This is a genomic window from Pseudomonas sp. CCC4.1 (assembly GCF_035019225.1).
Classification (GTDB): Bacteria; Pseudomonadota; Gammaproteobacteria; order Pseudomonadales; family Pseudomonadaceae; genus Aquipseudomonas; species Aquipseudomonas bubulae.
The window spans coordinates 38,246-53,865 of sequence record NZ_JASJWL010000016.1; the positions used below are offsets into that span (position 1 = coordinate 38,246).

The window sequence follows — 15,620 nt, forward strand, 5'->3', positions numbered from 1 at the left end:
ATCCCATAGCGTAGTCAACTTCAAGGCCCATTAACTATCTACCACCCATGCCCGGGCACTGTCGGTTGTACTGAGGCGCTCATTCACACGCGTTTCAGGAAGAAGCCGGTCATGGAAAGTTCGTACATTGTCTCGGGGCCGGGGCCCCACGCAGCCTTCATAAAATCCAGAATACCCGCCTGGGTCAAACACAGCGCTGTGGCAGATATCAAACGCCTCAAGCCGGGATTGTTTCCGGCGCATGCTTCAGAGACTGGAGCAGCCGATGGGCTCGGCCGCGCACCACGGTGGCTGCGTCAGGCCCTGCTCGACAGCCAGGCTCGCAGCCGGGCTGCCAATCAGGCCTTGGCCAAGGCACTGAAAGGCCTGCAGGGGATCACCCAGTTTGCCGAGCCCCGCTTGCAGGAGGCATTACACAGTCACCTTGGCCAAGGCCGGGTAATGGACGTCAACACAGACCGGCTGTTTTATCTGCGTCGCAATCAGCCCGTGCGCCAACACAGCCTGTTACAGGCTGCGCTGCTCAACTTTGACGCCAGTGAAGATTTTTCCCAAAGGGTCGCAGGACAACTTAGCGCGTTGGCGCCGCAGGGCGCTTTACCTGTCGAACGGTTCCAGCCAGACAAGGGCCCTGATCAACTGGCCATTGTGTCGGACACCCTGGTGCATGGTTCTGGGGTCGTGGCACACAGATTCCGACAGGAGTGGGAAAGTCTTCGGCCGGTTCCCGGTTTTGCTTACCGCGAAACATTACCCATGTCACCCGAAGTGTTCTCACAGCTGTGCAGATCCCTGGATTTGGGGCAGCAGTACCAGGCCCATCTGCAGGGGGTTTTTGCCCCACCAGCGGTGCGCGCCCTGATGATCCGGGCGCAAAAAGCACTGCTGGCCGTACGCTTGCATCGGGCACTGCTGCAACGGCATATCACTGACTCTGGTTTTGCCATGATCAGTGCGTTGCTGGAGGAGCAACCGCGCGTGTCGTTATATGCAAAACCTGTAGTGTTCAGCCAGCTCCAGCTCTATGGCCAGGTCTTGGACGAGGTGTTGATTATCGGCCCGGATCGTTCCAGGTGGCCGGTTCTGGAATGGGAGCGCACCGGATTGAGCGGTGTGCCGCTGATGAAAAAACCTGAGGTTGAACCCGTGGTGGTCTATATCCCGGGGGCACCGTTCTCGGCACTCAAAGAATACCCCTCGCTGGAAGCATTTCAGTATGAGCTGGGTCTGAATTTGCGTCTGCCCGCGTATCAGCAGCTGTTTGCCAGTCTGGTCCCCCAAGGAAACGCCGCACTTTTTTTGCAGCGATTGAATCATCAGTTGTACAAGACCACGCCTGATCCGAGAGGTATCGAGCCAGCAGATTATGTTGATGAGGTGGACCTGAAGCTGGAGCTGGTAAGCATCGAAACGTCATCAACAGGGCTGTTCACGGCCCTCAATACCCTTCATCTGGACAGGCTCAAAGCCAATGCCCGGGCACTTGCAGTGCCCACAGCCGATGCCGACAGCAAGCGCTTGCAGCAGCGTCTTGATGACTACCTTGGCCTTGGTCTTGATGTGTTGAACGTGGCAGCGTTTTTAATCCCCGGTGCAGGGGAGGTCATGATGGCAGTGATGGCTCTACAGATGAGTATGGACATCTACCAGGGCATCGAGTCGTGGCAGGCAGGCGATGTCGAGGATGCCTGGTCGCATGTGGAGTCCGTTGCGCTGAATATCGTGCTGAGTGGTGCAACAGGGGTTGCAGGCCACGTAGCCAGTGGCAGGTTGGCGACTGACCCCGCCGGGATCGACAGGTTCAGGCAAATCGTCTTGCCCAACGGTGAAACCCGTCTGTGGCGGCCCGAAATCGAGGCCTATCAATGCCAGTTGCCGCTCAATACCCGGCTTGAGCCCAATGCTCTGGGCCAGTATCGGGCAGACGGAAAAACCTGGGTCCAGGTGGGCCGACAGTTCTACGAGCAGGCCTTCGATCAGCAGCTTAATGCCTGGAGGATAAAGCATCCGAGCGACGAAAATGCTTATCAGCCAATCCTCATGCATAACCATGAAGGAGCCTGGCGTCTCGAGCATGAACAGCCCTTGCAATGGGAGCGCCCGACCTTGCTGCGTCGACTGGGGCACGTGACCCGGATGTTTGGTGATGAAGAACTGGGGCAGATCGGCGATATCAGTGGGGTCAGCGACGCAACCTTGCGCAGGGTGCATGTGGACTGCCTGCCCGTGCCTGCTTTGTTGAGGGACACATTGCAACAATGGCGGGTTGAGCGGGAGCTGGGCATGCTGGTCGATGGCACAAGAGCGGGCAAGCACGCACTGCTTGCCCGTCTGACCGGCACAGGCCGGACGGCTCATGCGAATGTCGAATTAGTACGTCGACGATTTCCCATGCTGTCTGAGTCTGCGGCTCAGGAAGTGCTTGAGCTTGCCGGTGAGAATGATGTGGCACGCCTGCGCCGGACAGGTCGGGGGTCGAGGCGGCTGGATCGGCTGGCGCGTGAGTACGCGCAACAGGGCCGTTTGAACCGGGCGCTGGCCGGCCTGTATGTGCCGGGGCTGGCGAATGTCGACAGTGAGCGTCTGGCCATTGAGGCAATGTTGCACCTGAGCGCCAGTCAAGACGTCGTCAGCCCGGCTGCAGTGGCTCGCTACGCCACTTCGCATCGCAGGGAAATGGCCCACACGCTGAAATTGCATCCTGTGGCAGCAAGACCCGCCTTGCAGAGAATCAATGGTCGGATCGGCTATGCCTTGTCGGGCAAAGGGGCAGCCTTTGACGTAAGTCCGTCGTTGATTAGCCGTGTGCGCGATATTTGCCCGCAGATCAGCGACGAACAGGCCGAGGCCTATGTGCGCAAGCGCATCGACGACGGAGAGTCTGCCCAGCATATATTCGATTTTCTAGCCAGTCGCCAACGTGAGCTGGACACATTGCGTACCACACTGGAACAGTGGTCGAGCGCAGCCAACGGGCCCTTTAACCAACGGATGCGGCGCTTGACGGCTGACCGGCTGGTAGGTTGTTGGCGGGAGGGTGTACTGAGTCGTATTGAACCTTTTGCTTATCTGGATCTTGAATTTGACCTTAGCTGGGCGAGTGAATTTCCTGTATTGGACGCTGACTTTTCCCATGTGCGGACATTGCGGCTGAGCGCCGACCTGATGGTGAGCGAGCCCGATGCCGGATTTGTCAAGCGCTTCCCCAGCGTGGAGCGCCTGGAAATAAGCCTTCAGCGATCACAGATGATGCCCGTTGCCGATGCATTGGCGCAGTTGCCCACGGTCAGCGAGCTGTCACTGGAAGCCGACTGGCAGGGCTTGACCCGTGAGTTCATGGACCGGCTGACAACCCTTGGGCAGATCGAATGCCTGTCTGTGCAGGGGGCACTGGAAACGCTGGATGTCAGTGGCTGGCCGCGGCTGCGGCAATTGCAGGTCAAAGGACGACTTGTTCAGTGGCCAGCAGGCCTGTTGGATCTCACTGATCTTGAAACCCTGGACCTGTTTGGAACCTCGATAACAACGTTGCCCGATGAGCTGTTCACCGGACATCAGCAGTTATGGGCGGGCTTGCTTCTGGATTGGTCAGGCATTGAGCCGTCAACGGCCATGAGAGCCTACGAGCGCCTGCGTACCCATCCTGTGCGAACGGTGGATCTGGAGAAATGGACAATCGCTTACTGCACAGGTTGCCTGACCCGTTTCATGCCCCATGACCGACTGTTTGCCAGTACGGTAATTACGCGGTGGTCCCTTGACGAACAAGCCGTGGCTGAGCTGATGCGGCGCGTTAATGGCTTGCATGAAGAGCACTACAGGTTTGCCGAGGCTCTGGAGGCCTGGGTGTCTCAGGATCCTGAGACGACGCAAACGCTGTTGCGCAGGCAAGCGGCTGACAAGATTCAGCGCTGCTGGCGTGCTGGAATTTCACCCCGACTGGGGCTGGAGGATGCCGGCGCCGGGCCTTCCTGGCGGGTCAGTACTGTAAATCAGGAACTGGATCTGGCAGGCGAAATAATCAGTGCCCTGCCACCTGTGCCGGGGGGGCAGGCGTTTGCCCACGTCCATCGCCTTAACTTGAGCGAGCTGGAGGTGGCTGTCGAGGAAGTGGATCGATTTCTTCAGGCGTTCGGCCAGCTCCGGGAGTTGGACCTGAGCCGCAACGGCCTGGATTTGCTGCCAAATGCTCTGGGTGATTTGCGCCAGCTCACTGACCTTAACCTGGCGCACAACGAGTTGGTGATAAGCCCCTCGTTGCAGATGCAGTTGAGTGGCCTGCGTGGGCTCGTGCGCTTGAATCTGCAGGGCAACCGGGTGACAGCGCTGGATATCGGGGCGCTGACCAAGCTGGAGTCGCTTGATCTCAGTCATACGGCCATTCGCAGCTGGCCAACCGGGGTTTTTGATCTACCCCTGTTGCGGTTTCTGGATATGAGCAACAGCGCAGTCAGGACGGTCCCTGCGACGGCTCTCGTGGGTCATGAAGCACTGATGCAGGGGGTGCAGTTGAATGGTTGCCAGCTGGATGCGCAAAGCTGTGCCGATTTGCTGGCTTATGCCCAGCGTTCGGGACGCGACACAGCAGGCAATATAGCGATCGGGTTATTGGCAGCACGCAGGACCGGGGGAACGCCCGAGTTTTTCCCTGCCATTGTCGCTGACAGGCCTGACCTGTTGTTGGCGGCCGCTCCAGTGCTGAAGACGGATGAAGTCTTGTTGACCCCATCCCCGATATTTCAGCCCGGTGCCCCGGAATTGAACCGGACCACCCTGCTGCAAAGGGTCCATCCCGATCTGAGCCTGCATGATGCAGTGCAATACCTTGAACAGCTGCAGACCCGTGGCATGGGTGTGCTGGAAATCGACGCCCGGCTTGCCGAGTGGAATCACCAGTACGACGCTCTGGTCCAGCGGCTGAATGGCTGGATCAATATTCCGGGCCACAGGGAAAACGGACGCTGGATCAGTGCCGTCGATCGCAGGCGCGCGGCTGACAGGATCATGCAGGCCTGGCGCGATGGACTGGAGGCCGTCACAACGGCACAGCCCGAGTCTGTGCATACCCTGGACTTCTCGGACCTGTGCCTGGGGGATATGCCGCCGTTGAATGTGCCCCAGACGCATATCACCACACTGAACCTCAGCGGTGTACGCATTACTGCCGGGGGCGCGCAAGCGTTTATCCGCGAATTTCCCGGCTTGCGCACCTTGCACCTCAATAATAATGAGCTGACCCGTTTGCCGGAGGGTATCGGCTCGCTTGAAAACCTCACCCGACTGGAGGCTGCCCACAACCGCTTGCAGGACGAGGAGGGCTTGAGTCGCCAGTTGCAATCACTGGCGCACCTGGAGTGGCTGGATCTGAGCTACAACAGGCTCGACACATTTGACCTTACTGGCATGAGCGAATTGCAAACCCTGAACCTGAGGGGGAACAGGCTGGTGCGCTGGCCGACCCGGGTACTCACAACCCCGACCCTCAGGACCCTCAACCTGAGCAACAACCAGATCGATACGATCCCTGTTGAGCTGTTTGAGGGCGATAACGACGCATTGATGGCTCATACTGATTTGTCCCATAACCTGCTCTCCACATCGGGCTATGCAACCTTAAGAGACTACAGGAGCTTTTCGGGCAATGACCTCGGATGCTCCCTTGAGGAGATCGAAGACGGCCTGGCCTTCTCCGATAACGGTTCGCTCAGCAGTGATGAGCCTGAGTACGGGGCCGGTGGTGTCGACGAAAACCTCGATCATCTGGAGCACCTGACACCCGAGCAACTGGCCGAGCAAAAGGCCCGCTGGTGTGTGGGGGAGCCGCAAGGCTCGCCCAGGCCAGTGATCTGGGACGACCTGCTGGCGCAAAAGGAGAGCAGGGGGCTGTTCTATTTGCTGGATCAGCTGCAATTCACCCAGGACTATATCCAGGACAGACCGGGCCTGACCCGGCGGGTTTGGAATGTGCTGCAGGCAGCTGCATCCGATAGCCAGTTACGCGACGAGCTGTTTATCATCGGTCATTCCGATGTGACCTGTGGCGATGGTCGAATCCTGCTGTTCAGCGATCTGGAAGTGAAGGTGTTTGAGTTCAATGCCCTGCGCTCAGTGGTGCCTGGCCAGGAGGGGCCTGCGTTGCTCGAGCTGGGCCGGCGCCTGTTTCGCTTGGGGCAAGTGGAGGAGGTCGCGCAATTTGCCTATCAATCACGCCGTGGAGCGGACGCTGCGGAGGTTCGACTGGCCTATCGCATTAGCCTGAGCGAGCGCCTCGACCTGCCTGCGCAGCCCAGGGGCATGCAATACAGCCATGCGGCGAAAGTCACTGAGCAAGAGATTGAAAGTGCTTATTTGAAAATAAAGGCAGCCGAAAATTCGCCGGCCTTTATGGAACAGTTGATCCTGCAGGGCTACTGGATCAATTACCTCAAGCGCCAGTATCCAGAGGAATTCCTGGCCCTGGAGGAGCGTTTTGAAGTGGAGCATAGAGCGCTGGAAGACCGACATGCCGATCTCGGGGAGGTGTATCAACAGGAGCTTGGCGCTCTGGATGAGCGCAAGCGCAGCGAAGAGCAACTTTTGCGTGAGCGTCTCTCGGGAGAGATTCTCGCAACGCTGTCCACGCAGCCTGATTAACCCATAGTGACTGTCGTCGTTGCCGGACATTGCGATCGATTGGTCATCGATCGCATCCGGCAGCGACTGCAGGGTGTCGGAAGCGTTGCTACCTGTTAGTTGTCATACCCCAGGTTTGGCGCCAGCCAGCGCTCGGTCACGCTCAAATCTTGCCCTTTGCGCGCCGTGTAGCTTTCGATCTGGTCCTTGTCGACCTTGCCCACCGCAAAGTACTGCGCTTGCGGATGTGCGAAGTACCAGCCGCTAACCGCTGCCGCCGGGAACATGGCGTAGTGCTCGGTCAGGAACACGCCGCTTTTGCCCGCACGCATCTCTTCGGCCTCCGGATCCAGCAGCTTGAACAGGGTGCCTTTCTCGGTGTGGTCCGGGCAAGCCGGGTAGCCGGGAGCAGGGCGGATACCGCTGTATTGCTCCTTGATCAGCTCTTCATTGGCCAACTGCTCATCCTTGGCGTAGCCCCAGTAGTGGGTCCGCACCTGCTGGTGCAGCCACTCTGCGCAGGCTTCGGCGAGACGATCGGCCAGGGCCTTGACCATGATCGAGTTGTAATCGTCCCCCGCGTCCTGATACGCCTTGGCCACTTCTTCGGCACCGATGCCTGCGGTAGTGATAAAACCGCCCACGTAGTCGGTCACCCCGCTGTCCTTGGGCGCGACAAAGTCGGCCAGGGAGAAGTTCGGCTTGCCGTCGGTCTTGATGATCTGCTGGCGCAAATGATGCAGTTTGGCCAATGGCTGGCCATCGTCACCGTACAGTTCCAGGTCGTCATCGTTAACCTGATTGGCCGGCCAGAAACCGAACACTGCCCGGGCGCTGATCAGCTTCTCGTCGATCAGTTTTTTGAGCATTTCCTGGGCATCGGCATACAGCGCCGTGGCCGCTTCGCCGACGACTTCGTCGGTGAGGATGCGCGGGAATTTGCCAGCCAGATCCCAGGAAATAAAGAACGGCGTCCAGTCGATGTACTCGGCCAGTACCTTGAGGTCGATATTGTCCAGTACCTTGGCACCGGTGAAGGTCGGTTTGACCGGCTGGTAGCCGGCCCAGTCGAACTGCGGTTTTTTGGCGATCGATGCCGGGTAGCTCAGGCGCTCGGTGCGGGCACTACGATTGGCGGTGCGCTCGCGGACTTCAACGTACTCTTCGCGGGTTTTCTGAACAAAGGCCGGTTTCAGTTCCTTGGACAGCAATTGCGTGGCCACGCCCACGGCGCGAGAAGCGTCGGTGACATAGATCACGGCATCGTTCTGATACTTGGGTTCGATCTTGACTGCGGTGTGCGCCTTGGATGTAGTCGCACCGCCGATCATCAGTGGCAGGTGGAAGTTCTGACGCTGCATCTCGCGGGCAACATGCACCATTTCATCCAGCGACGGCGTGATCAGGCCGGAAAGGCCGATAATGTCGCACTTCTGCTCTTTGGCGACCTGCAGGATTTTCTCTGCCGGCACCATCACGCCCAGGTCAACGATGTCGTAGCCGTTACAGCCAAGCACCACGCCGACAATGTTCTTGCCGATGTCATGCACGTCGCCCTTGACCGTGGCCATCAGGATCTTGCCCTTGGCTTCCGGTTTGTCGCCTTTTTCCAGTTCGATAAACGGGATCAAGTGGGCCACGGCCTGTTTCATCACGCGGGCAGACTTGACCACCTGGGGCAGGAACATTTTGCCCGCGCCGAACAGGTCGCCGACGATGTTCATGCCCGACATCAGCGGGCCTTCGATCACTTCGATCGGGCGTTTGAACGACAGGCGCGACTCTTCGGTGTCTTCAACGATATGGGTGGTAATGCCCTTGACCAGTGCATGCTCCAGACGCTTGTTGACGTCCCAGCTGCGCCACTCTTCGGTTTCGGCTTCCTTGACGCTGCCATCGCCCTTGTACTTGTCGGCAATCGCCAGCAGGTTGTCGGTGGCATCCGGGGTGCGGTTGAGCACCACATCTTCCACGGCATCGCGCAACTCGGCCGGGATCTGGTCATAGATTTCCAGCTGGCCGGCGTTGACGATACCCATGGTCAGGCCGTTGCGGATCGCATACAGCAGGAACACCGAGTGGATCGCCTCACGAACCGGGTTGTTGCCACGGAACGAGAACGACACGTTGGATACACCGCCCGAGGTCAGGGCATAGGGCAGTTCGTCGCGGATATAGGCACAGGCATTGATGAAGTCCACAGCGTAGTTGTTGTGTTCTTCAATGCCGGTGGCCACGGCAAAGATGTTCGGGTCGAAAATGATGTCTTCCGGCGGGAAGCCCACTTCGTTTACCAGAATGTCGTAGGAGCGTTTGCAGATTTCTTTTTTGCGCGCCTCGGTGTCGGCCTGGCCGGCTTCGTCGAAAGCCATCACCACCACGGCGGCACCATAGCGTTTGCACAGTTTGGCGTGATGAATGAACTGCTCGACGCCTTCTTTCATGCTGATCGAGTTGACGATGCCCTTGCCCTGGATGCACTTGAGGCCCGCTTCGATCACTTCCCACTTGGAGGAGTCGATCATGATCGGTACGCGGCTGATATCCGGCTCGCCGGCGATCAGGTTGAGGAAGGTCACCATGGCCTTCTTCGAGTCCAACATGCCCTCGTCCATGTTGATGTCGATGATCTGCGCACCGGCTTCAACCTGTTGCAGGGCCACTTCCAGGGCTTCGGTGTAGTTGTCTTCGCGGATCAGGCGGGCGAAGCGGGCAGAACCGGTGATGTTGGTTCGCTCGCCGACGTTGACGAACAACGAGCTGCGATCGATGGTGAACGGTTCAAGCCCGGAGAGACGGCAGGCTTTTGGAATGTCCGGGATCGGGCGCGGAGCATAACCGGCTACGGCGTTGGCGATGGCCTGGATATGCCCCGGCGTGGTGCCGCAGCAACCGCCGACAATGTTGAGGAAACCGCTCTGGGCGAACTCTTCAATGACCTTGGCGGTTTCGGCTGGCAGTTCGTCGTACTCGCCGAATTCGTTGGGCAGGCCGGCGTTGGGGTGCGCCGAGACGTAGGTGCTGGCCTTGTTCGACAGCTCTTCGAGGTACGGGCGCAGTTCGCTGGCACCCAGGGCGCAGTTCAAACCCACGGAAATCGGTTTGGCGTGGGCCACCGAGTTCCAGAACGCTTCGGTGGTCTGGCCCGACAGGGTACGCCCGGAGGCGTCGGTAATGGTGCCGGAAATCATGATCGGCAACTCGACACCCAACTCTTCGAAAACGCCCTGTACGGCGAAAATCGCGGCTTTGGCATTGAGGGTGTCGAAGATGGTCTCGATCAGGATCAGGTCGGCGCCGCCTTCGATCAGGCCTTTGCTGGCTTCGGTGTAGTTTTCCACCAGCTCATCGAAGGTCACGTTGCGGTAGCCGGGGTTGTTTACGTCCGGGGACAGCGAGCAGGTGCGGCTGGTCGGGCCCAGTACACCGGCAACAAAGCGTGGTTTGTCCGGGGTTTCCAGCGTTTTGGCATCAGCCACCTTGCGCGCCAGGCGGGCGCCTTCTACGTTTAGCTCGTAGGCCAGTGCCTGCATGCCGTAGTCGGCCTGGGAAACCTGGGTGGCATTGAAGGTGTTGGTTTCGAGAATATCGGCACCGGCATCCAGATAGGCCTTTTCAATCGAGCCGATCACGTCGGGGCGGGTGAGCACCAGAAGGTCGTTGTTACCCTTGACGTCGCTCGGCCAGTCGGCGAAGCGTGTGCCACGATAGTCGTGTTCCTCTAGACGGTAGCTTTGGATCATAGTGCCCATGCCGCCATCGAGAATCAGAATGCGCTCTTTGAGGGCTTGCTGAAGTGCTTGGAGACGAGCGCTGCGGTCAGACATAGGACTACCTGTTAGAGCCATGCAAAAGATGCGAAATCATAACAAACCTGCGTGGGATTTGAGCGTCTGCTGATTTACATGAATTTGATTCATGTTGCGGCCTTTGTTCGACGGGTAGAATCGCGACATATTTTTGATATCAGGACAATGGCACATGTTTTTTCGCCTACTCACCAGCGCCGTGACGCTGGTGGTGTGCAGTACAGCGTTGGCACAGACCCCGTTGGTCAGCCCGGCTATTTCCTACACCAGGGACATCCAGCCGATCCTTACCGAAAAATGCGTAGCCTGCCACGCCTGCAATGACGCAGCCTGCCAGCTCAACCTGGGCAGTGCAGAGGGCGCGACCCGCGGTGCCAGCAAGGTACCGGTCTACAAGGGCGACCGGGTGGATGCTGTTGCGCCGACGCGGATTTTCTACGATGCCAGCGGCCCAAATGAATGGCGCAACAAAGGTTTTTACTCGGTGCTCGACGCCCAGGGCGCTCAAGCAGCCCTGATGGCCCGCATGCTGGAGCTGGGGCATAGCACACCGTTGACCCCGAATGCCAAATTGCCCGAAGACATCGTTCTGGGCCTGAACCGCGAAAACGTCTGCCCCGCACCCGGTGAGTTCAATGCCTATGCCCAGAGCCATCCCAGGGAGGGTATGCCGCTGGCCGTTACCGGCCTGACCGACCAGCAATACAGCACCGTGCAGACCTGGCTGGCGCAGGGCGCTAAAGTTGATCAGCAGGCCATCAAGCCCACACCGATCGAGGCTGCGCAAATTGCCGAGTGGGAAGAGCTGTTCAACCGTCCGGGTTCCACCGAAGCACTGGTGGCGCGCTGGTTGTACGAGCATCTGTTTCTTGCCCATACCTATTTTGACAACGGTGTGCCGGGGCATTATTTCCAATGGGTGCGCTCGCGCACGCCCAGCGGGCAACCTGTTGATCTGATCGCCACGCGTCGTCCCAACGATGACCCGGGCACGGCGTTTTACTATCGCTTGCAGCCGGTGCAGGGCGTGATCGTGCACAAGACCCATATCACCTACCCGATGGGGGCGCATAAGCTGGCGCGGGTCAAGCAGCTGTTCTACAGCGGCGACTGGCATGCCACCAAACTGCCGGGTTACGGGCCACGCGGGCGTGCCAATCCGTTTGAAACCTTTGAGGCTATCCCGGCAGTCGCGCGCTATCAATTTATGCTCGATAACGCTGAATACTTTGTGCGCACCTTTATCCGCGGGCCGGTATGCCGTGGTCAAATTGCCACCGATGTAATCCGCGACAACTTCTGGACCGTGTTTCAGGAGCCTGCCCGCGACCGTTATGTCACCGACGCGGTGTATCGCGGCCTGGCAACGCCCTTGCTGGCAATGCCCGGGCAGATCGACGACGTTGGCAGCGTTATTTCGCTGTGGCACAACTACCGCGACAAGCGTAACGACTATGAAAAGCTGCGGCAAAAGGCCTATGCCGATATGCCGCCTCCAAGCTGGTCGACCCTGTGGGCGGGCAACGACAATGCTTTGCTGACGGTATTCCGCCACTTTGACAGCGCCAGTGTCAGCAAGGGCCTGATCGGCGAGATCCCGCAAACCATGTGGCTGTTCGACTACCCGTTGCTGGAGCGCACCTACTACCAGTTGGCAGTCAACTTCGACGTATTCGGCAATGTCTCGCACCAGGCTCAGACCCGTCTGTACTTTGACTTGATCCGCAACGGTGCCGAAGTCAACTTCCTGCGCCTGATGCCCGCCGATTCCAGAGCGTCGATCCTCAGCGACTGGTATCAGAACAGCGGCAAGCTGAAGATGTGGATGGACTACCAGAAAATTGACACAGACACCCCGACCGGCATGAAGCTCGACCCGGCCGACCCCAAGCGTGACTTCGCCCTCAAGCTGATTGAGCGCACCGGCACCCTGAATGCGCGCCCCGACCCGATCAACCGCTGCTCGGGTGCATACTGCTCTCGGCCCAATATTGCGCAGGAATTCAAATACACCGAGCAAGCGCTCAGCCGTTTGACCTCGCGGCCTGCTGCCGGGCTGGACGTGATCAATCAATTGCCTGAAGCCACCATGCTGCGTATCGAAGGTGCAGACGGCAAGCGCGAGATGTACAGCATGTTGCGCAACCGTGCTCACACCAACGTGGCCTTTATGCTGGGCGAGGAATACCGCCTGGAGCCGGGGCTGGACACCTTGACCATCTACCCGGGAGTGCTGAGCAGCTACCCCAATTTCATGTTCAACATCCCTGCGGATCAGGTCGAAGCCTTTGTCGAGGCCATGGAGCAATGCAAGGATCAGGCAACGTTCGACACCATCGTCGAGCGTTGGGGCATCCGCCGCAGCCACCCGCAGTTTTGGCAGTACTTCCATGATATAGGCCAGTACATCAACGAAACCGACCCGGTTGAAGCGGGCGTACTGGACATGAACCGCTACGAAAACCTGTAAAGGGGCGGTTGAAATTGAACGAATGGGACGCAGCTTTCCTGACAAAAATACTAGGACTTTGTCAGGCGCGCCGATTGGCGTAAACTGCGTCCCATGTCTGCGAGGAGATTCCATGAGCGCCATAACGATTACCGACGCTGCCCACGATTACCTGGCTGATCTGCTGTCCAAGCAGAACACCCCGGGTATCGGTATCCGCGTTTTTATCACCCAACCCGGTACTCAGTACGCTGAAACCTGCATTGCCTACTGCAAGCCGGCTGAAGTCAAACCTGAAGACACCGCCATTGGCCTGAAAAGCTTCACGGCCTGGATCGATTCTTTCAGTGAGCCGTTCCTGGACGATGCCGTGGTGGACTACGCAACGGACCGTATGGGTGGTCAGCTGACCATCAAGGCGCCAAACGCCAAAGTGCCGATGGTCAACGCCGACAGCCCGATCAACGAGCGCATCAACTACTACCTGCAAACCGAGATCAATCCCGGTTTGGCCAGTCACGGTGGTCAGGTCAGCCTGATTGAAGTGGTTGAAGATGGTATCGCGGTGCTCAAGTTCGGTGGCGGTTGCCAGGGCTGCGGCCAGGCGGACGTGACCTTGCGTGAAGGCATCGAGCGCACCTTGCTGGAGCGTGTGCCGGAGCTCAAAGGCGTACGTGACGTGACCGACCACTCGCAGAAAGAAAACGCCTACTACTAACAGGGCGTTCGCTGCGAAGCTGAAGAAAAAACGGTGCCCCGTGAGCACCGTTTTTTTATGGTTGTTTAAAAGCCCTCAGGCCGCACTCAAGGTCGATACAAGTGTGCATGCCCCGCCCGGTACAGCGACGACTCGGCGAAACTGTCATTGGCCAGCACCCGGCCCACCAGAATCAGCGCGGTACGCCGGAAGCCCTTGGCCTGAACCTTGGCCGCAATATCCGCCAGCGTACCTTGCACCCAGTCCTGATCTGGCCAACTGGCACGGTGAATCACGGCAATAGGGCAGTCGCTACCGTAGTGCGGGATCAGCTCGGCAACGATTTTGTCCAGATTCTTGACCCCCAGATGAATCGCCATGGTTGCCTTGTGCTGTGCCAGGCTGGCCAGTTCTTCGCCGGCGGGCATCACGGTTTTCTCCGCATAGCGGGTCAGGATCACGGTCTGGGAAATATCAGGCAGGGTCAGTTCCGCCCCCAAAATGGCTGCGCAGGCCGCCGTGGCTGTCACTCCCGGAATGATTTCAAAAGCGATGCCCAGCTCGCGCAGGCAGCGTATCTGTTCACCAATCGCGCCATACAGGCTCGGGTCGCCGGAGTGTACGCGGGCCACATCCTGGCCTTTGGCGTCGGCCACCTTGATCAGCTCGATGATCTGTTCGAGGTGTAGCTCGGCGCTGTTGATCACTTGCTCGGCCTGGTGGCCTGTCAGGACCGCTTGCGGCACCAGTGAACCAGCATAAATGATCAGCGGGCAGCTGCGAATCAGGCGCTGGCCCTTGACAGTAATCAGCTCTGGATCGCCGGGCCCGGCGCCGATGAAATAAACGGTCATGGCAGTCTCTTGAAAAGGTCGAGATAGAGCTGTTCGTGAACAACGCTCATAGTGAGGCGGGGGATTATCGCGGGTTTTACCGGGCGCAGGCTAACGCAAAGGTGGCCATGGAGGTTTTTTTACGTGTGATCAACAAAGTCGCCGGTGCCCCGGCCAGCTGTGTGGCCAGGGCCAGGGCAGCACTTTCGGCAATGCCAAAACAACCGGTTTGAGCGAACGCGGTAGCCGAGTGATGGCTGAGCCGGGGTGAAAACTCGGCCATTTGCGCGGCGCTGAACAGTTCCAGTTCGAGGTTTAGCTCTGTTGCCAGTTGCAGCAGCCCGGGCTCGTGGCGCTTGAGGTCAATACTGGCCAGGGCACGGATCGCACTCAGTGCAATGCCGGCCTGGCTCAGGCTGTCTTCGATCAACGCCAATAGCGCTTGTGCGCTGCAACCCTGGCGACAACCCAGGCCAATCACCAGGCTTGGCGCTGCGCCGGTCGCTGTCATGCCGAGTACTGACCTTCAGGCTTGCGGCGGAACAGCCAGGCGCTGATCACGCCCAGGGCCAGCCAGAAGGCCAGGTTGGTCAGTTGCGCGGCAATTTTGAACTGCGACTCCAGTGCCTCAGGTGCCAGGCTTGAATGCACCAGCGGCTGCGGCGCGCCAAAGAGATGCGGCACCAGCACAATCGCCACACCCAGCACTTTGAGTGCCCAATGCTTGCCAAATACCAGCAAGGCAATGGCCACGGCCGTCGAGGCTGCAGTGCTGACCCACCAGAGCTGGCGTTGCAACAGATCCGCCGCGGCAGTGCCCGGCAGTTCAGGCGGCAAGCCCATGGTCGGTGCCAGGCAGAACACGGCATAGCCGGCCAGGCCCCAGAGCAGGCCCTGGGATGTGCGGGCGGGTGCGCGCAGGGTGTACAGGCCCGCCAGCATCAGGGCAAAACCGACGGCGACCACGAGGTTGCCACCGGTTGTCGACAGTACACGTTGCCAGCCATCTTCCGGCTCCCAGGCCTCGGCGTCATGCTCATGTGCAGGCATGGCCATGTCGGCATGTTCGTGCACTTCGCTAGCTGCGGGCTTTTCGTAGGTTTCGGCCTGCAGAATCAGCGGGGCAACCCAAAAGCTTTGCAGCAGGGTCAGCAGCAGGGCGGAAAGCAGGCCGGTAAAGCCTGCCGTTCGAGCGATACGCGTGATCATGGCAGGCAGTC

Annotated in this window: 7 protein-coding genes; 3 read left to right on the top strand and 4 right to left on the bottom strand. The window is 59.0% G+C overall.

Going from position 1 to position 15,620, the window contains the following annotated elements:
• Positions 1-111 precede the first annotated feature (111 nt).
• Complete coding sequence (locus tag QN377_RS09170; RefSeq protein WP_095018030.1) at positions 112-6,633, top strand: NEL-type E3 ubiquitin ligase domain-containing protein; 6,522 nt, start codon at positions 112-114, stop codon at positions 6,631-6,633.
• Between the two features lie 95 nt (positions 6,634-6,728).
• On the opposite strand, the gene metH is transcribed toward QN377_RS09170, so the two are convergent.
• Complete coding sequence (gene metH, locus QN377_RS09175; RefSeq protein WP_095018029.1) at positions 6,729-10,439, bottom strand: methionine synthase; 3,711 nt, start codon at positions 10,437-10,439, stop codon at positions 6,729-6,731.
• A 154-nt stretch (positions 10,440-10,593) separates the two neighbouring features.
• Between metH and QN377_RS09180 the strand changes: the two genes are divergently transcribed.
• Positions 10,594-12,891 carry a fatty acid cis/trans isomerase gene (locus QN377_RS09180; RefSeq protein WP_095018028.1) on the top strand — a complete coding sequence of 766 codons (2,298 nt, stop codon included), beginning with the start codon at positions 10,594-10,596 and terminating at the stop codon, positions 12,889-12,891.
• 112 nt (positions 12,892-13,003) lie between these two features.
• A complete protein-coding gene (gene nfuA / locus QN377_RS09185; RefSeq protein WP_016781101.1) occupies positions 13,004-13,588 on the top strand; it encodes a Fe-S biogenesis protein NfuA in 585 nt (194 codons plus the stop codon).
• 86 nt (positions 13,589-13,674) lie between these two features.
• On the opposite strand, the gene cobM is transcribed toward nfuA, so the two are convergent.
• The 3 genes from cobM to QN377_RS09200 form a co-directional block, all read right to left on the bottom strand.
• Positions 13,675-14,421: a precorrin-4 C(11)-methyltransferase gene (gene cobM / locus QN377_RS09190; RefSeq protein WP_095000399.1), complete on the bottom strand. Its 747-nt coding sequence runs from the start codon at positions 14,419-14,421 to the stop codon at positions 13,675-13,677.
• 76 nt (positions 14,422-14,497) lie between these two features.
• Positions 14,498-14,911 carry a cobalamin biosynthesis protein gene (locus QN377_RS09195; RefSeq protein ID WP_322212977.1) on the bottom strand — a complete coding sequence of 138 codons (414 nt, stop codon included), beginning with the start codon at positions 14,909-14,911 and terminating at the stop codon, positions 14,498-14,500.
• Positions 14,908-15,609 carry a CbtA family protein gene (locus QN377_RS09200; RefSeq protein WP_095000397.1) on the bottom strand — a complete coding sequence of 234 codons (702 nt, stop codon included), beginning with the start codon at positions 15,607-15,609 and terminating at the stop codon, positions 14,908-14,910. Before QN377_RS09200 ends, QN377_RS09195 begins: the two co-directional genes overlap by 4 nt.
• Positions 15,610-15,620 lie beyond the last annotated feature (11 nt).